General features: G+C 37.2%; 20 protein-coding genes and 2 pseudogenes. 5 read left to right on the top strand and 17 right to left on the bottom strand.

All coding sequences use genetic code 11. The features are described 5' to 3' along the window. Window positions 1-164 precede the first annotated feature (164 nt). The 11 genes and pseudogenes from CDO33_RS21475 to CDO33_RS12225 all read right to left on the bottom strand — a co-directional run bounded on the left by CDO33_RS21475 (window position 165) and on the right by CDO33_RS12225 (window position 6,811). A complete protein-coding gene (locus tag CDO33_RS21475) occupies window positions 165-287 on the bottom strand; it encodes a hypothetical protein (RefSeq protein WP_274540099.1) in 123 nt (40 codons plus the stop codon). A gap of 216 nt (window positions 288-503) precedes the next feature. Beyond that, complete coding sequence (locus CDO33_RS12185; protein WP_103082466.1) at window positions 504-1,337, bottom strand: MerR family transcriptional regulator; 834 nt, start codon at window positions 1,335-1,337, stop codon at window positions 504-506. Between the two features lie 382 nt (window positions 1,338-1,719). Continuing rightward, complete coding sequence (locus tag CDO33_RS12190) at window positions 1,720-2,454, bottom strand: DUF3788 domain-containing protein (protein ID WP_242973312.1); 735 nt, start codon at window positions 2,452-2,454, stop codon at window positions 1,720-1,722. A 66-nt stretch (window positions 2,455-2,520) separates the two neighbouring features. Then, window positions 2,521-3,318, bottom strand: a complete 798-nt coding sequence (locus CDO33_RS12195; RefSeq protein WP_103082467.1) for an Ig-like domain-containing domain — start codon at window positions 3,316-3,318, stop codon at window positions 2,521-2,523. A gap of 183 nt (window positions 3,319-3,501) precedes the next feature. Continuing rightward, on the bottom strand, window positions 3,502-3,768 hold the full coding sequence (locus CDO33_RS12200) for a hypothetical protein (RefSeq protein ID WP_103082468.1): 267 nt from the start codon (window positions 3,766-3,768) through the stop codon (window positions 3,502-3,504). Continuing rightward, window positions 3,765-4,634: an Ig-like domain-containing domain gene (locus CDO33_RS12205; protein ID WP_103082469.1), complete on the bottom strand. Its 870-nt coding sequence runs from the start codon at window positions 4,632-4,634 to the stop codon at window positions 3,765-3,767. Before CDO33_RS12205 ends, CDO33_RS12200 begins: the two co-directional genes overlap by 4 nt. A gap of 46 nt (window positions 4,635-4,680) precedes the next feature. Further along, on the bottom strand, window positions 4,681-4,899 hold the full coding sequence (locus tag CDO33_RS12210) for an immunoglobulin-like domain-containing protein (protein ID WP_333552680.1): 219 nt from the start codon (window positions 4,897-4,899) through the stop codon (window positions 4,681-4,683). 3 nt (window positions 4,900-4,902) lie between these two features. Further along, window positions 4,903-5,025: pseudogene (locus tag CDO33_RS21575) on the bottom strand (immunoglobulin-like domain-containing protein); the annotation flags it as partial. Window positions 5,026-5,191: 166 nt separating this feature from the next. Next, window positions 5,192-5,920, bottom strand: coding sequence for an immunoglobulin-like domain-containing protein (locus CDO33_RS12215; protein WP_338053265.1), 729 nt, complete (start codon window positions 5,918-5,920; stop codon window positions 5,192-5,194). A gap of 9 nt (window positions 5,921-5,929) precedes the next feature. Continuing rightward, window positions 5,930-6,376, bottom strand: coding sequence for an L-type lectin family protein (locus CDO33_RS12220; RefSeq protein WP_103082472.1), 447 nt, complete (start codon window positions 6,374-6,376; stop codon window positions 5,930-5,932). 27 nt (window positions 6,377-6,403) lie between these two features. Then, the gene (locus tag CDO33_RS12225) at window positions 6,404-6,811 is read right to left on the bottom strand and encodes an L-type lectin family protein (RefSeq protein WP_133158700.1); all 408 of its coding nucleotides are present in this window, start codon (window positions 6,809-6,811) and stop codon (window positions 6,404-6,406) included. Window positions 6,812-7,110: 299 nt separating this feature from the next. Here CDO33_RS12225 and CDO33_RS12230 point away from each other — a divergent pair. Beyond that, window positions 7,111-7,620 (top strand): annotated as a pseudogene (locus tag CDO33_RS12230) (TetR/AcrR family transcriptional regulator); the annotation flags it as partial. A gap of 263 nt (window positions 7,621-7,883) precedes the next feature. Here CDO33_RS12230 and CDO33_RS12235 read toward each other — a convergent pair. Together CDO33_RS12235 and CDO33_RS12240 are read right to left on the bottom strand one after the other, a co-directional pair. Further along, the gene (locus tag CDO33_RS12235; protein ID WP_103082475.1) at window positions 7,884-8,642 is read right to left on the bottom strand and encodes a DUF4367 domain-containing protein; all 759 of its coding nucleotides are present in this window, start codon (window positions 8,640-8,642) and stop codon (window positions 7,884-7,886) included. Next, window positions 8,635-9,222, bottom strand: a complete 588-nt coding sequence (locus tag CDO33_RS12240) for an RNA polymerase sigma factor (RefSeq protein WP_242974811.1) — start codon at window positions 9,220-9,222, stop codon at window positions 8,635-8,637. Before CDO33_RS12240 ends, CDO33_RS12235 begins: the two co-directional genes overlap by 8 nt. 739 nt (window positions 9,223-9,961) lie before the next feature. Between CDO33_RS12240 and CDO33_RS12245 the strand changes: the two genes are divergently transcribed. The 4 genes from CDO33_RS12245 to CDO33_RS12260 all read left to right on the top strand — a co-directional run bounded on the left by CDO33_RS12245 (window position 9,962) and on the right by CDO33_RS12260 (window position 13,331). Further along, on the top strand, window positions 9,962-10,564 hold the full coding sequence (locus CDO33_RS12245) for a hypothetical protein (RefSeq protein ID WP_103082477.1): 603 nt from the start codon (window positions 9,962-9,964) through the stop codon (window positions 10,562-10,564). A gap of 96 nt (window positions 10,565-10,660) precedes the next feature. Continuing rightward, window positions 10,661-11,488, top strand: coding sequence for a hypothetical protein (locus CDO33_RS12250; RefSeq protein WP_103082478.1), 828 nt, complete (start codon window positions 10,661-10,663; stop codon window positions 11,486-11,488). Between the two features lie 273 nt (window positions 11,489-11,761). Next, window positions 11,762-12,316, top strand: coding sequence for an RNA polymerase sigma factor (locus CDO33_RS12255; protein ID WP_103082479.1), 555 nt, complete (start codon window positions 11,762-11,764; stop codon window positions 12,314-12,316). Window positions 12,317-12,425: 109 nt separating this feature from the next. Then, window positions 12,426-13,331 (top strand): DUF4179 domain-containing protein, encoded by a 906-nt coding sequence (locus CDO33_RS12260; protein ID WP_161496705.1) that lies wholly within the window; start codon window positions 12,426-12,428, stop codon window positions 13,329-13,331. A 242-nt stretch (window positions 13,332-13,573) separates the two neighbouring features. Here CDO33_RS12260 and CDO33_RS12265 read toward each other — a convergent pair whose 3' ends face one another. The 4 genes from CDO33_RS12265 to CDO33_RS12280 form a co-directional block, all read right to left on the bottom strand. After that, window positions 13,574-14,011 carry a hypothetical protein gene (locus tag CDO33_RS12265; RefSeq protein WP_103082481.1) on the bottom strand — a complete coding sequence of 146 codons (438 nt, stop codon included), beginning with the start codon at window positions 14,009-14,011 and terminating at the stop codon, window positions 13,574-13,576. A 482-nt stretch (window positions 14,012-14,493) separates the two neighbouring features. Beyond that, the gene (locus CDO33_RS12270) at window positions 14,494-15,570 is read right to left on the bottom strand and encodes a hypothetical protein (RefSeq protein ID WP_103082482.1); all 1,077 of its coding nucleotides are present in this window, start codon (window positions 15,568-15,570) and stop codon (window positions 14,494-14,496) included. Next, window positions 15,570-16,502, bottom strand: coding sequence for a MerR family transcriptional regulator (locus CDO33_RS12275; RefSeq protein ID WP_103082483.1), 933 nt, complete (start codon window positions 16,500-16,502; stop codon window positions 15,570-15,572). Before CDO33_RS12275 ends, CDO33_RS12270 begins: the two co-directional genes overlap by 1 nt. A gap of 608 nt (window positions 16,503-17,110) precedes the next feature. Continuing rightward, a complete protein-coding gene (locus tag CDO33_RS12280) occupies window positions 17,111-17,878 on the bottom strand; it encodes an alkaline phosphatase family protein (protein ID WP_161496573.1) in 768 nt (255 codons plus the stop codon). Between the last annotated feature and the right edge of the window lie 9 nt (window positions 17,879-17,887).

A 17,887-nucleotide genomic window follows, 5' to 3' on the forward strand; every position in this document is an offset into this window, starting at 1 on the left:
ATTTTTCAGTTCTCCCGGAATAAAAATACTGCTCATTTTGAAAAAGCCATGAGAAAAATCGATGCAACCTTGAATGGAGAGGATAAAAAATATATCTCATTTTACAGGTTCTCTTTTTAAAAGGTAATATTAATAACATGAATTACAAAGTTGAATCTATCTATTTATCCTCTAAATCCGTTAATGATGGATGCCATTCTTTCGGTGCATCTACAAAGCATATCCATATTATACCAACCTGCCGCCATGCTTTCAATTGCCTGTTCTATTATATTAATTTTGTGCAAACGAAAAAATCCTCCTCATTTCTGCCGTTCGCTCAAAGCATTCGGTCAACAGTTGCGGCTTTCTGGCAAAGCAGCCTTTCCTCTCAGTTTCAATGTCTAAGACCTTCATGTCCAGTCTTTCTCATACACCTACTGCCCTTCTACTCCTGTTCCTAAAGATGACATGAAAATATACCGCCTGCTTTTCAAGCAGACGGTATATTTTATAACTTTATGCTACGATTTTTTACTATTTATTTTTTTTACCGGGAAGCAAACCTCCGTTACAAGCTCATCCGGGTTTTGCGTTTGTGCCGGACTAACATGGTAGATAATGAACATTGCTCCGTTAAAGTCATAGTTATTGTCCCTAATCCAATTTGCCACTGCCTGATTCACTTCTATAAGCTGATCGTAGCTTCCTTTGAAAGTTGCAGAAGCAACAAGCTCGGATGGAACGTTTTTGAACTCCACATTCTCCGTGTTTTGATAGCTTCCCTGCACTGAAATCTGTATTTCCACGTCCGGGTCGTGTTCTTTGAATTCCTTATCATGAAAGATGGCAATGGAATTGCAGGGGTTGGCATACTGCACCTTTTGAGAAGCTATTTCCTTCATCATCTGCTCCCAAAGCATGCCCTCCTTGTCATAGGAGGGTATTGTTTTTCTGAGACTTGCCACATATCGCTGCGGCATTTCCTTTAAAACAACGCTATACTTCATTACATTATCCTCCTTCCCTATCCGATTTATGGTTGTCTCAAGAATCTGCAATTGCCTGCTGGTTTTCTCCGCCAGTTCTTTCAGTTCCGCCTGTTTTAACAAAAGGTATTCCTTCAAAGCCTGTGAATCATTGTAAGTTTTCAGAATCTCAGAAATAACAGACAAGCTGAACCCCATATCCTTGAGAGAATTTATTCTATTTGCCACAAGCAGTTGCTCTTCGCTGTAATACCGGTAACCGGTAAACTCATCAATCCTCTCAGGCACAAGCAGTCCGATTTCGTCGTAATGACGCAGCATGCGAATACTGATTCTTGACAGTTTTGAGAAATCTCCGATTTTCAACATAATATAATCCTCACACACGTGTGTATTTTTTGAGCTCATTTTTAGTTTAGAGTATACCATAATGTGAGAGTCAATAAATTTTTTGAAAGTTTATATTAAAACCTCCTGTATTTTTTCTAAGTCGAACAGAAAACATGGTCTGGAAATTAGAGCGGTAGACTGGTATACTCCCGAACTTCTTCCTGATTAGAACCCTCTGGGTTCTGACTGGTAAGGATCACCACCGAATACTTCTCACTGACGCGCCACAAAAATTGCAGACATATTAAAATGTGGCAGATTGGAGAGGAAAGATAAAGCTCATCGCTACCATGTGAAAAAATATAAATAAGGCAGTAGTACTGGTGCTTAAAATGCTTATTATATACAGAAATGGTAAGTATTAATTGCCGTATTGATATGGTACATAAGGTAGAATTGCCCATGTTACATCGTCAGCAAGAATGCTTTTTGCTCCTAATTCAGCGTATCCGACGGTAGCTTTTGAGCATGGGTATTGCTTGCAAGATACACATGCAGCATAACCTTTTTCTTTTGCACATTTAAGCTGATCACATAATTCAGTATGACATCCAGGTGTGCCGCATCCTGAACATCTCATTGACCAGTCCGAGTTATCATACACCCGAGTTAACCGTTCTTCCAGTTCCTTCCTGAACTCTTCGCTGATTGTTCCACCAGAAAAATGAATGCATAAGTCACATCTGTGGCCGCATTTTCCGTAAACAGCATTTTCTTTAGGAAATGGCTTTCGATTTGGTTTTTTCTTGATCAGTATTAATTTTTTAACAGCTTCTAGCGCCTCCATATTGTCCACTCGTATGAGCATCCACTTACCGTCGTGATAAGTGTGCGCTTTATCGTAGATGTCAACGATGAACTGCGGAAAACCGCTTCTCTGTTCTTCAAACTTCTCCCGCTCGGCTTTGCCGAAAATCACCTGGAAATCATAATGATCCTCATGTAAAATGATGGACACGATGGTTTTCTTTCCTTGGCGGAACCTCAGGCAATCATTTTCGTAGTACTTGCCCAGCACCTCGTCTAAATGATATTTACCCCGCATGAAACGCATAGTCTCTTCTTTGACTTTTTGCATTTCGGTTTTTTCACTCATTCTGCATCCCCCTTTTTATTTTCAATATATCCTATATAATCAGACAACAGTATGTCATATTAAAAATTATCTGTAATGCATAAGTTCAAATAAGTATGCAGCAGAAAATGCCACATGATATATATTATCCTTATACAATGCAACGCCGATTTCTTCCCCATTGATAAGCTGCCCATCATGCACCAGCTTGAGTTCATACTGATTTCTCCACAAAATAGTTCCGTCTTTATGGACTATAGCTGTGGTAAGCTCTTCATCATGACTTATAAAGCTCATCCCAACGTTTGTTAAGGGCTGAATCTTAATGGTCTCTTCAATGATGCAGGTATTTCCTTGATTATCTATGATGATAAGCTTCAGCTCATGATTGCCCGTAGTTACAAACGTGTGATATATGTACTTATTTGTACCGACCAGCTCGCCATCGATCCGCCATTGATAAGACTCGATCTTATATCCATCCCGTCTGGCAATGTTCTCTACCTCTGCAGCATCAAAGAAGAACTGCTTCTCTACAACGCCGTGATTTGGAATGGTCAGGTTATTCAAACCTACATCAAGCAGTTTTACGGTAGTAAAGGATAAATCAAATGTATCATTAATTATGCCTCCATCACTTGCATATGCTCCCTCAGAAATGCTTACTGTATAAGTTGTGTATGAGGAAAGCTTGGAAACGGGTACCAATCTCTCTCCGTTCTCTATTTCAACGACCATGAATTCAACCGCATTCCAATTGGAATCTGTAAAGACGATGTTCGAATGAGCGGAGCCTCTTCTGACAGGGACGTTGAATCCAAATGCCACAGTTGCATCAACAGGAACATTCCTCTGCCATGCTGCGGGAGATTTATTGCTCAGCATCAGTCGGTTGCTGCTTGTTGTAAGCTGGGTGCTGAATTCCAATTGTATTGGATTATCAAGGGTGCTAAAGTGTACACCGTATTAGGCTCAAACTGACGCAACGTATAGGGTGTTAATTTTATTTTGTACCCCGATGTGTCCCTTGGTGCAGATTCTGCCCTTAATGCATAGGTATTTCCCTTATCATCCAGTAAGGCGCATGTTGTGATAATAAGTACTGATTAGATAAGATAAAGTCACATAAATCTCAGTCTTATTTACACTCACCCCGGTTTGCCCGTTGGACGGACTTGTGCTGATAACCATGGGGTTCGAATTAACATAATTGGTCCTGAATCGAAGGATCTCTTCTTCATTCTCGTTGTCGTATTTGTCCTGTACGACACCGGCAGTTATATAAAGTTCATATACCGTTCCGAAAGCAAGGGATTCGGATATATTTAACGTCATGGTATCCTCGTTTGGCCTCGCAACTGTTGTCTTAATCTGCCCGTTTTTTTCCCTGAGCACCTCCTGTTAAATTCTTCACCAAACTGGATATCGGTTGAGTCAAAGCAGATCTTTATTTTATCGGTATGTACATCCAATGCAAGATCCTGTGGTGTTGTGGAGATAATTACAATCGTTCTGGCAGGTCTTGCTTCCACAGTAAATGATATCTCATAAGCAACTGAGGGATTGTCTGCCGCATCGGCAAAAGCACTGTCAGGAATGATAAGCCTGTTTACACCCGTACTTAGTTCAGTATAGGGAGTAATAACCAGCATATCACCCTTAATTTGGACATTGATCCTGTTTGGCTCAGTTTCCTCAAGCTCAACGCCAAAGGTCTGCATATCCGTGCTGGTAGGTCCTGCGACTATGGTTTCGCTGAAAGTCATGGTGATAACGTCTGTATCCCATGGAACAGAGCCGTTGTTTTCCGGCGATGTTTCCAATACATTAGGAGCTACAGTATCGGGTTGTTCTAAAACCACATAGTAGAAAACCGCCGTATATTGAGCATCATCTTTAGATATAGCGGCCGTGATTTTCACAGTCTTATGCCCTTTTCCATGCTCAGGTCTGTTTACCGTGCCATCATTGGCAATAACAGAAGGAGTATCCGACACCCAGTTGATGCCTGATGAATTGGGCCCTGTGGCGGGGAAGGAAAGGTCCTGCATTACAGCATTTTGGGATAGATTCTGCCATAAGATACTATAGCGGAAAAGCCATTCATAATCAAAATATACAGCCTCCATGTCGGTAATATCAAGGAGCTTCACAGTAAGGACAAAGGCTTTCGTTGTGTAGGCCTCTGTACCCGTGTCCATCCATACCCGCGGTAATAGTAGCTGTTATGGTAACAATCTTGCTGCCTTAAATATAGCTCAGTCTGGTGACTGTTCCATCAACAGCGATTATGTTTGTATCGCTGGATGCCCATGTAATTTTGCTCCTATTTTCTCCAACAATGGGAAGACTTAAGTGACTTATAATATTATTCAAGGAGCTGTTCCCGTTAAGAATCAGAACATCCGTTAGCCATGCGGCATCGGCATCAACCTTTTCCTGAGCGCTTTGTTCAAGCTTTTTCACTGTGATGATGAATGTCTTTTCGACGGTGGTCGAATCCTTCCGAATGGTCGCCGTTAGTAAAACAACCTTATCACCTTCGATATATGCTGGTCTGGTTACCTTACCGGTGTCATCCAAAACTTCAGGATTGTCCGATGCCTAGCTAATGGTGGTTCCGCTTGGGCTTCTATAGGAAGGATCAAGTTCTCATAAACATCATCCAGAGGTCCGTTTACTTCCGTTATATATGTTGTCAGCCAGGAAAGATCCAAATTCACTGATTCTGACTCTGTTGCATCCAGGGCCTTTACGATCACTGTAAAGGTTTTGTGACAGTGGAGCTTTTTGATAAGGTAGCTGTCAGCGTAACAGCTTTGTCACCCGAAGCATAATCAGGTCTTGTAACACTGCCTGACGCATCCACAACAGCTTCATTGCCGGATTCCCAGTGAATATCGCTTCTCATTGGTTCTTTATTTAGAAGACTTAAATTGCAAAGAATATTATTGTATGCTGTGTTTCCATTTAGTATTTTCTCAATCGTCAGCCACTCTGCGTCCAGGTTGAGAATTTCATCATCCGTTGGTTCAGCAGCTTTTTCTATAATTATGAAGGTTTTTGTAGCAGATGCTCCGTTACTGATTACTGCAGTCAGGGTAATACTCTGATCCCCCAAGGTATATGACGGTCTTATCACCGTTTCGTCGGTCATTATAACATCTGAATTTGTCGATGACCAACTAATGGTGCTCCCATTGGGACCAACGGCAGGAAGGCTCAAATCCCAGGTTACATTATCCAGTGCAGTGTTTCCGTATAATATGATTTCATCGGACAGCCAGGCATTATCAGCAGCAAGCTTTTCTGCATCTGTCTGCTCAATTCTGATAACTTTCACAATGAATTCTTTTGTTTTAGTCAAGGAGTCTATGCTAAGTGTTGCTGTTAGAGTTACTGCTTTATCGCCATCGGCATATAACGGTCTATATACAGTGCCATCAATACTTACAACAGCTTCATCGCTGGATTGCCAGCTGATGATGCTTCCGTCTTATCCATATTGAGGTAGATAAGTCAAATCAACGGGAGATCCTTCAAGCAGTTCCATATAATCTTCCAACAAGGCAGTATCAACATCGATAATAACCCTATCAAAAATGTTTAAATCATTTCTGAAATGCCAGCTTAAAATTTCGTTTATGCTTCCCGAATCCCCCACTGATCCAATAAAGCCAGCATACACTTCATCCGTAAGCATCTCTGAAAGATCTACGAAAGCATTGTGACATATGTATTCACCCGAAGGTGTTAAGCACAGAATATTGAGAACCTTTTCCTCACCATCATACCCTATCCATACATTATAAGAACCCGATGACTCTTCATTTGCAATATACCAATCAAGCGGCAATTTAGCATAATGCTCTCCATTTACATATACTACAGCAGAAATCTCACAACGGATGGTGGGGCCCCCGGCAATAGTGAAGTCCTTCATCACATTAGAATCTGATTTCCCGGCAAGCTATACTGATCTGGCTACGATACCGCTTTTGAAATACTCAGTGAGAAAATCAATGCTTAGGCCGGGAGATGCGCCTCCATCGTCCAAACCACCTGCTTCATCGGACTCCCCTGCTTGCTTCAGCATAAAAATGAATCCACCCTTCGTACCGTCGACAGGCGTGGAGGGTGAAGTATATATGAAGGAAAACGCTGTGCTGAAAGAACTGTCCTCAGCCAAAGTCAGCTTGTCCTTTGTAAAGACACTTTCTTCGGCCTCCTCATCGCTTTCAAACCTTATAGCGTTGTTTGTGATTATGTTTTCACCTTTCAATTGCAGATTCTCTGTATCGGAAAAATTGTCATAGCGGATATCCACAGCTGATGTGCCGTCCTCGGCATAGGCATATGGAATTTCACCAAAGTTCATGAATTGTACAGGCGGGCCAGTAAAAAGCAAAATACAAGAACAATACTCACAATTCTCTTTGGCATTCGCATTATTTTTCCCCCTTATAGCGCTTTCTGCTTTGAACACACACTGAAGTTATATCAATTAAAAACCGACCAAAAAAGAATAAAATGTAAGCTATATAAGTATTAAAATAGAGATGGATACGTCTTTACAGCTTCATTATGATTTTTTAATGACCTCAATCACATACTGTGGTCATTATTTAACATCCATATGCAACAGTCAATTAATAGGAGAAATTATATGAAACCACCTGGCAGTTAATCAATGAACATGGATTTGCGAATGTAAGCGTAGACGCAATTGTAGAAGCTGCAGCAGTATCCAAGGGAGCCTTTTATGTGCATTTTGAATCCAAGGATGCCTTGGCAGCTGCATTGGTGAATGATTACATAAACTTGGCAGACATCAATTATAAATCCTTTTTGTCGACGCTTTCCAACCAGAAATTCGTCTTTGATGTCCTTATCCTTCTGGCAGAGAAAATTGCTAATTTTCTTACTGAGGATATTGAATATGAAAATATAAAAGTGCTTTATAAAGCCCATTTAGCAAAGACAATTAACACAGTGCCAGCAATGAGCTATAACAGAGATATATATAAGTTATTCACCAAAGTGCTGGAAAAAGACGTTCAACAGGGAGAGCTAAGGGAAGACATCGTAGTTGATTCTTTGGCAAAGCACTTGATTTTAGCCATTCGGGGAATTACCTTTGAATGGTGTATCAGATATCCTGATTTTGGTCTGAAAAGCAGATTTTAGACCACTTTAAGATACTGCTGTATGGGCTGAAAAAGTGAGAGCTTGCTGGTTTGAAATGAGGAATGTAAGTAGTTCTGTGCATGGTAATTGCCGGCTCCTTCTAAAGCAGGTTATCTAATGATAAAGAGATTCACAGAATACAACCAGTATTATCTCCAAATTCACTGTTATTGCTAATTTTGTTGAATCTTGTATTAAAACTTAAATAAATCTAATAAAAATAAGCAATTTAGAAAAGTGATGTGTTACAGTAATTTGAAAAACTATTTTCTCAGTTTTATGCTCTCTGCCATTTTTATTAATATACCTTTATCGGCATTACTCATGAGAGAAAAAGCCGAATCATTATAATGCCATGCGACAGTAAACATTCCATTTTTCTCTACAAGCAGTCCTTCAAAACCGTTGATATCAACTTTATCGAACTTAGCATTTTCAGTATCAATTCTCAAATTCGTATTTTCATCCTGATATTGAGTAAATATTATTATTTGATTTTCTTCATTTGAATAATGAATGATCTTTGTGTTCACAAGGGACTCCACTTTTGAAATTTGATAGCCTTCAGGTATAAATTCTGGTATATACACGTTCTCCCATTCCATAGGTAAATCTGACACATCCCTTGTATAATTATCCTCTTTTCTATCTTTCAGGTCAATACTAGTAAATTCTTTTTCAATTTGAATAAGAAAGTTAAAAAATTTTACTCTAACAGCTTGAACATTCGTCAGTAAAACGGTAAAACTTATAAAAACTACAAAAAAAACTGCTGATACTTTTGAAAATAATTTTAAAGCTGTCTTCCATGACTTCTTAATATATTTCTTTCTTTCATATTGAGTTATAAGCTTTTTAATTCTTTTATCCAATTCTTGTGGAAAAGGAACTTGCTCTTCAAATTTATCATCTACTCGCATTTCTTTGATAATATTCTCAGCATTGCAGGCACCTGCATATTCTAGCATGGCTTCTTTCATCTTTTCCATTACTTTCTCTTTTTGCATCGATAAATCATTCACTTTTAGTCAACTCCCTGTCTTCTGATAATAGCATAATCAATCTTTGCTTCGCACGATGAAGCCTAACCCTTACATTTCCAGGCGTTATGTTAAGCAATCTTGCAATTTCATCGTCAGAGTAATGATAAAAATACTTAAGAGATATTATATCAGAATAATCCGGCCTCAGTTCTCGAATTTTTGACGATATCTTACTGAGTATATCAGCATCAATAATCATTTCATCAATCATTTGCTTGTCATCGGGTAAAGTATCGTCAATGTCTTCTAATAATATATGCTTTTTTCTCTTCTTATATAAATTTATTGAAATATTCCTAACAATTATGATAACGAAAGCTCTTGTCTTATTACAATATATGTTTTCGATTTTATCTAAATTGTCCATTATATTTATGAAAGCTGTTTGTACAGCATCCTGTGCAAGCTGATAATCGTCTAAAATCCTGTATGCGACATTGAACATATCTTTCTTATACTTTAAATATAAAGCCTCCAGCTTCTTTTTTGAATTCTCGTCTTTTATAGTAGCTAAAAATAACAGCATTCTACAGTGCCCTCTTTCCATAACTATGCTCAAGTTATTAAGTGACTTAATATTCCAGGATATCCATTATATAGTTTATCGTATGAATTGACGAATTTCAACATATATCTCCTAAAATTTGTAATATTATACAGTTGAAATATAGTAACATGGGGATTTTATCCTGTATCCGTTGATTTTGTTGCGAATCCTTCTTTTAGCTGGTTGAAAATCCCATCATGACTAACTTACTTACATCGGAGCTTTAAACTTACAAAAAATGCGTCGAATATTGTTCGAGTTTATACAGTATTATTTCCTTTTCTATTCGTCCATTTCTTACTCACACGAAGTAAATTCTTTACCAGTAAAGCTTTGTACATCATAAGGATACTCTTGAGTGTTATAAGCTTACCAAAGCATTTTTCAACCTGATCTCATTTTCTGCTTCGATTTCCACAGTAATGTAAATATTTTCTGTATCTCCATCTAATGGTTTTATAGGCACAACTATTCTTTAATGTTGTATTAAAATTTTGCTGAAACTGTAACGAAATGTAATTCTCTTTTGTTTTTTTATATGAAGGACAAACAAGAAGCAGGATGCGAATCATGGCATACAAACAGCAAAAAACTTCATGTATGTTCATGGAATGCTGCTGTTTGTTATAGAATACTGCAAATCAAGAAAGGAGAGATTGTACATGCAGCATATTAGATCACCGGATTAATCTCTTATGCATTAACCTTATAAGTATCAATTAATTAATATGAATAGGAGGTTTTTCTAACTATGATAAGCTCTAAAAAAAAATTTAAAGCATTAAGTGCAACAATTTTATCACTTGCAATAGTACTATCAGTGTTTACACCTGCAGAAGCTTCGTCAGCTGACAAAGCTTTTCTTGACGATATTGTTGAATCACAACCATATGCAATTGTTGTTACCGGAGCCGATAATATTGCTGCTTACAAGGAGGCAGGTATTATAAAAAGCTATACTCCTGATTCTTCAAAATTACAGAATATCGATGTTCTCAAAGATGCTGACAGCATAAGCATAATGGGTACATCCATTCCTACATCTCCATGGGATCTGGGAAACAATAATTATCGTAATTTCACATATAGCATGAGTACATATTTATATTCAAATTACAAATACATGCCAGATGCCTATTCATTGGACATATGGCATGAAATCACTCCTGACCAGCCCCAGAAGCTTAAAATACAATGCTATAAATCCTCTGACAATTCAACTTGGGGAAAAGGATTTGAACTGGAAATAGATGATGTTGCATATGCGGGAATAGCTACACCATTGGGATATTACTACTTTAAATACTCAAGTATAGAAGGAAAGACTATCAGTGGCTCCGGTGTTGTGTACTAACTAATTTAAATAGTATTAGATAAGGGGTGGGGTTATCTATCCCTTCCCCTAATATTTTATTATAATAATATTATATCATTGGAAGGTATTGCAAGCATGCATACTAAGGAAAAAGTAAAAATAATTGTGTTGCTCTTTATGCTATTTTCAGCAATAGCATTTTCTTGTAAATCGTATTATAAAATTTTCACATCAAATAACTATAGTATCGATATGGATGAATATTTATCATATGCTCTTGCAGGAACTACACAGTTGATACTATCTAATAATAGTGAGCATATTAAAATATTATCCTGTTATCCAGAAAAAGATAAAATAATTCTTGTCCTTGAGGGTAATATACCTATCAATGTACATAGTGAAGATATTGAATCATTATTCTATATTGTTGATGATTACAATAATAAGGCGAGACTTCAAATTACTGGTATTTTTTGTGATGAAACTTTAAAGCCACCCCAATATCAGTGGATAATATCTTGTGAGGCTCAAGTAAAAGGAAGACCGACTAAATTTAATCTCAATTACAAAAACTACAAAATACCAATTATTCTTACAAATATAAAGTCGAACAGCAAGCATAGAAATGCTTTTAATATTTCTGAATCCGGTAATGTAAAAGTTGCAGCTATTACCCGATATGTTGATACATTGCTTGAAGTGACACTAATTTCTGATATTCGCAGTAATATAGCTTCTATAGACTGTTTTAAAAAAGACATTGTTTTATCTGATAAAAACGGTAATATATATTATGCTCTAGATAGGAACACTTATAATGTCAATACATTCTATTTTGATGCAAAACTATCTGATGAACTGGAACTAGATATTTCTTCAATAAACGTTTCTTATAACGATGCTGAAAATTCCCATACATCCATAATGCTTAAAGGAAATTGGCATATGTTGTTGAGATAAAATCTTCAAAGAAAAAAATCTGATATTATACTTTTCTCTTTTACCAATTGTTATTATCATAGAAGGTACCTTTGTACTAAATAAAATCGCGATTAAATGCCATAAAAAACTTGAAAGGCTCTTTGAAAATTGAATACCCTGAGAGGATATAAAATTAAAAAGCAAGCTCTGAAGCTAGTTAGCAGGGATTTCATGATCTTTTAGTAGGGTTTATTATTGTAAAATTCTAATTCAAAAACTCTATTCCAAATAAGTATACAAGGAGTGTGGTAAATGAATGAAGTATTGCTGGACAATTTGATTCAACGTATCTCAAGCGGTGACAGGAGCGCTCTTGGTGAGTTGTATAATATCACAAGCAATGATGTTTATGGCTATGCTCTCTCCATAGTATGCAGCAAATCTATGGCTGAAGACATCATGCATGACGTATATATTCAAATTTTCAACAGCGCAAAAACATATAAGTCCCAAGGCAAAGCAATGGCATGGATATTGCGTATCACGCGGAATATGTCTTACAATAGGCTTAAAAAGATGAAACATGAGTCGATGTCTATCGATCAACCCTTTGATAATGAAGCATACCAAGCTTTTGATGATAATGCTGTACTTGACCGTCTGATTTTAGATAATTTGCTGACAAAGCTGTCTATTGGAGAAAGACAGGTTGTTATGCTGTATCTTCTTTCAGGCATATCACAAAAGGATATATCAAACATAACCGGCGTTCCTCTTCCTACTGTTAAATGGAGATATAAGTCTGCATTGAAAAAGCTCTCAAAAACAATAAATTCTGATATAGCGGGGTGTTGCTATGAACTATAGAGAGAATATTATTTCAGCAAGTTTGAAAAGGAGTATTGAGAAATATAAGCCTAATATTCAGGAAGCATTGTTGGATGAATGTATAGCAGAAAGCAAGCAATCAATTATTGTGGAAAAACCAGAAAGAAAATCTAGTCTTAAGCCTGTCTTTGCAGTCATCGCAGTCTGCTTGCTGTTTATTGGAATCGTAAATACGGTTCCAGCAGCAGCGCTGAATCTCGCAAGGATACCGGTCATTGATAAGCTTGTATGGGCATCCGTGATTGACAAGGGGATATTTAAATCACTTGAGGAAGGCTTTTCTCATCAAATTAACGAAGCAGTTTCCGATAATGACATTACCTTTGCTGTCCATGATGTAATTCTTGGAAATAAAATACACTTTCTCTTAAGTCTCGATTTCCAATTTGACACAAAGGACAAAAAAATCGAATCCGCCAGCATTTCTGCTACCGATCAAAATGGAAAAGAGCTTAGCTTTATGTCGACACCATTGTCATATGATGAAAGCAGTGGGGTATATGTTTTTAACTGTAGTGTATTACCTTTAGCCGGCAATATGATAGAGGACATTACCAGCATCAGTCTTAAAATTACAAGTATAACTTTTGATGATGGCACACAAATCAAGGGAAACTGGCAGGTTATCGTATCAACGCCTATTGAAAGTTCCACCAGAGAAGCCACATGGGAAAAAGAAATAAGCATAACCGTTACAAAGGATGACGGAATACCGTTTATACTTGAAAGGGTAGTATCCACTCCTTCAGACGTTGCTGTTTATATCAGTATTAATTCAGAGGATGCTCGTAATGCTCCAAGAGGAATTCATATTATAGATGACAAGGGTAATAAAATTGAATTGAATACTGTAATCGGCAACAAGCTGGGTGATATGACACAATTTAAATATTACTTTGAAGCAGTTTATCCAAACATTCCTGCTAAAATTATTTATACAGATGGCGATACCATAAAAGAGTTTGATTTAATGCAATCAGAAGCATCAAACTAATTTTCATGAATAATTACTTCCGGTAATAAGGTGACAATGTATAATCAGAAACCTTATTACCGGATTTGCGCTTTTGTCTGTGCTGATTATAAACATGGTCAGGTATTATTCATTACTTAGGGAAAATATCTTCCATGCAATACTTTGCTACAAAACATACTTCTTATTCACATTTATGTACCTCTCAATGCCATTTAAACAAGCTAGAGTTAAAAGCATATGCTGTGAACTTTTTATGAAATCTAGTATTCCCAGATATCACTTATGTATGTAGTCTGCTCAACTAGAGAATTATTCTCATAAACAGAACCGGTTGATACCATACGATAAGAGTAACCACTCATCACATACCAAACCTCACCCAAAGAGCAATATATACCTGTGGAAGAGCTTGTCCAGTTTTTAATAGTTATCCATTTTCCGTTTTTTAATTGCTGGAGCTGGACATTTATTTTGATCTCATCTACATCAAAAGCGTAAAGCAATGATTCTACGGTTGCCAAGCCACTATCAGAGATACTGAAAGTATTAGAAAATAAAGATATTTCCGTCCAACAAGGCTGTATTAGTTTAGAGCCAGAATTCTTAATAACTTTGTCACTTTCTTGAACAAAAGGTGTGATTGAATTAAAGCTTGCAAAAAATACCGTTATCAAAATAGTAAAAGCTTTTTTAAGCATGTGTTAATCCACCTTTCAGTTTGATTTTAATCATTCAAATAAGTAAAATTTACACTGGATTGTTATAGTTTTTTCAATGTATTTTCACCACCTTTGTATGATAATCAGTATTAGAAGTCATAAGTTTTTTATTATTTTTTAATATAGAAATAAACATAGTTTGCTGATATTAAAACAATGGAGCAACTGTACAAAGCCAAAGAAAATCCAATAACATGATCAGAAGAAGCAGTGCGTCCAATGCTGCGTATAAAAACCGTTTATCTTAATATAGTAAAAACCTCCTCTGTTTTTTGTTCTTACTAATAAAACAAATCGGAAGAGGTTTTTGTTACAGGAAAAATAACTTTTTATATTTTTAATCCATTGGGGCTTGTATCCGCTCTTGCAGTTTAAACGCTTCCGGCTTCCATGAACATGGCATACCTGTATATGTTAGCTATATTGCTTTTCTTAAGCAAAGGCACTGTAATTTCTTCTTTCTACTTTTTCAATCCCAATTCAACCAATTTGATATAATGTGGAATATCTTCCTTTATCGGTTTAAAATAAAACGGAGCATTGCAGCAGCCGCATCTCCAATAAGTATCGCCATCAATTGAATACTCCTGTCCAAACTTGCATGTACCATTTAGCCGATTCTTGCATCCGCTATCCCCTCTAAGGAATATTTGCTTCACAGTATCCGGACATTGTTTGAGGTAATCTAAACACATTGAAGCATTCCTTATACGCAGATATAGAATAAGTTCAGTTTTCCATGATAACATCCAATAGTGATATGGACCATTGGATTTCATTACACTTTCCTTATCATAATAAGCATACCCAGGTCCTTCATTCCATTCTTTTGGCTTTGCAAAATAACCCATTCCCCGCAGTATAGCATCCATTTCATATATAAATTCCTGCTCTTCCTCATTATGCATTTTGTCGGCAACGATATCTGCACCCATCCCATAATTTGCAGTTTTCATATCATCCTGAAAGAGCTTATAGTGGCAGGAGAAAAAGTCATTAAGCCTATTGGTTGTATGGGCTTTTTCTGCCATGAGTTTTAATACAAGCATGACCCCATTATTATTAGGGTAGAACATTGATATATTTTGATTTGTTACTTTATAGTTTTTCAACCCCTCAAAAAAGAATCCATAATCACTAAGCCGTTTAAGAAGGATATTAGAATTTCTAACCTTATTAACTGCTTTGAAATTACTTATGTCTATAATAAAATCTCCATTATGAAAACTTCCTGAAACCAGTAAGTTATATAACAGATGAAATGGACGATAGGGAGCATTTCTTGAATCTCTTGCCTGCGTAGTAAAGCTATTATAATTTTTTATTTCATAAAGCGGCATTCCGAAGGTCTCCGGAGACTTGGCAATATCCCCATATATATTGATATATATTTCCCAAATTTCTCTAAATGCAGTCTCAAAATCTTCCGTTGAAATGTGCCCTAAAAAGTCCTCATGAATTTTAAAGCTTTTCGGCAATCGTACAACCTCATTCTGCCTTATCTTTGCCCATTCTTCCACCCAATAGATATTTTCCATCACTTTTTCTCTCCCTTTCTTACAATAGGAATAAATAAATCCATTTGCGGGCGATATACCCCCGCTGGAGTTATAATATGCCCCATATCATAACGTTCTTCAGTATCATTAGTACTGTTTGAAACTTCGAACTCCCCACTTTCATCTACCCATTTATGTACTAATTTATTTACCCTCATAATCTCTTCGCCTTCATCATAGGCAGTTGCAACAGCATATAGACCTCCAGGAAAATCAAACACTTCATAACCATTGGTATCGGTCATATTTTCTGGTATTGCAAAAAGCCATTCAAAGCAATTAAGTCTTGGATTATACCACATGAAATCCCGGGGAAATAATGACTGTTCGACAGGTACACTGCTCCACCATTTATCGAACTCTTCCAAATCCGTATTCCCAGACCGGGCCATTTTTAATCTTGGAAGCATGATAATCCGGATATCTGGCATTCTCTCCAGTTTTTCTGCCACCTCCATCAATTTTCCCATTGAATTATCATCACAAATATCTTTACTATCATTAACTTGCTCCTCTGCTGCACTGGCTTTTTCATACAATAAGTTCAAATCGGTATCTATCTTGAAATCACATTTCTCCAGCTGTCTTATAAACGTAGTAACAATTTCCCTCAACTGACGCAATAGTGCAACCTCATCATCAATTTCATGAACTTTTTTCCCTAGGACATCTAAAAGAACATCAATGCTATTACTCTCATATATTTTTTTAATATCTTTAATTGCTATGTTCAATTTTCTCAGAACCAGTATCTGTTCAATTCGTTTTATTGCCTTTTGATCATATAGTCTATATGCATAATCCTCCGTGCGAAAGCTCTTTATAAGGCCGGCATCCTCATAGAATCGTAGCGTTCTGGTTGTAATGCCATATTTCAGAGCAACCTCAGATATTTTTACTAATTCATTCATTGTAAAGTTAAGGATACCCGCTTACCCAACGTCAAAGTCAATAATAATTTATAGTTTTCTGCAAAAATCATCCTACGTGGTAATATCATCCTCATATTGTCATATGGGGTATGCTGCTGCAATAATACATGGTGCGCAGCGCTTAAGTACTTGCTCATGTCAAAATCTTCCGGTGAAATACGTACTGGACACAGCTTAACTGACAAATTCCCATCGTAGGTTTCTAAATTGCATAGTCTGGCATCATTGTTCAGACTTGCTAGTTTTGTTTAGCTGAATGCGCTCATATTTTCAAAAAAGGATACGGTAAAAACTAATAATTTTCAAAAACTGTAGCAAATCAACCCTTCAGTTTGCTAACATTTAAATGAAGTATGGAAGAGAAAACTTGATGCATTTATTATAGTGTAAGGAAAAATTGATTGACAAAGAGAATAAATAAAGCAAAAATTTCTTACATGTCACCATAGCTTGATGCCTTTAAGCCATCAAATAACTGCATACATAGCAAGGTCCGGGAGTGTTAAGCTCTTGAACCTTGCTATGTACGGTGTATATTAGCTGCAATGTATGTACAATATTCATTATCCTGTCAAATCAGAATTTAGCTAAATCAGGCACTTGCCTTCCCAGTCACTATCGGCCTCTACCCCCAACAGCTTTACGATAGTCGGAGCAATATCCTTTATATTGGTATCTGCCGGAAGCTCGCCTGCTTTAACATTATTTCCGCTAATTATAACCGGTATGGTCATGTCCTCCGGGGTATCCATACCATGGGAACGGTCATGCCCTCCATGATCGGCAGTGATAATGAAAGTATACCTGTCTGAAAAGGCATTGTACAGCCGTTCTATACAGCATGACGCATTGTTTACCGAATTAAGATACTCTTTTGACATCCATCCGTAATCATGCCCGTATACATCCGTATCTCCAAGGTATATAAAGGCAAAGTCAGGCAGATATTCTTCAATATACTGCATTGCGGCATTAATTACTTTATCGTCGGTGCCGCCATGCTTATAATGCATGTACCAGTTGAGATGCAGGGAACCTGGACGGGATAAGTCTCTCAGCTCCTCCCAGTTGTAAAAAAAAGCTGATTTTTTACCCGCCTCGCACAATCTTTCACAAATCCCTTTGACAGGCCTTACTTGCGGAACCCATGTATTGGTTAATATACCATGCCTGTTAGGGTCAACGCTGTGGAACAGAGACATGTGACATGGCAATGTGACGGACGGCATTACGGTGGATGCATTCATGGTAGATAGTCCCTTCCGGGCTATCTCGGACAAAAAGCCATGGCCGCATAGGGGTATGCTGTCCGGGCGCAATCCGTCCACCAGTACCAGAATAACTTTTTCATTCATTGATGATTC

It is taken from the genome of Clostridium thermosuccinogenes (assembly GCF_002896855.1).
Taxonomy (GTDB): domain Bacteria; phylum Bacillota; class Clostridia; order Acetivibrionales; family DSM-5807; genus Pseudoclostridium; species Pseudoclostridium thermosuccinogenes.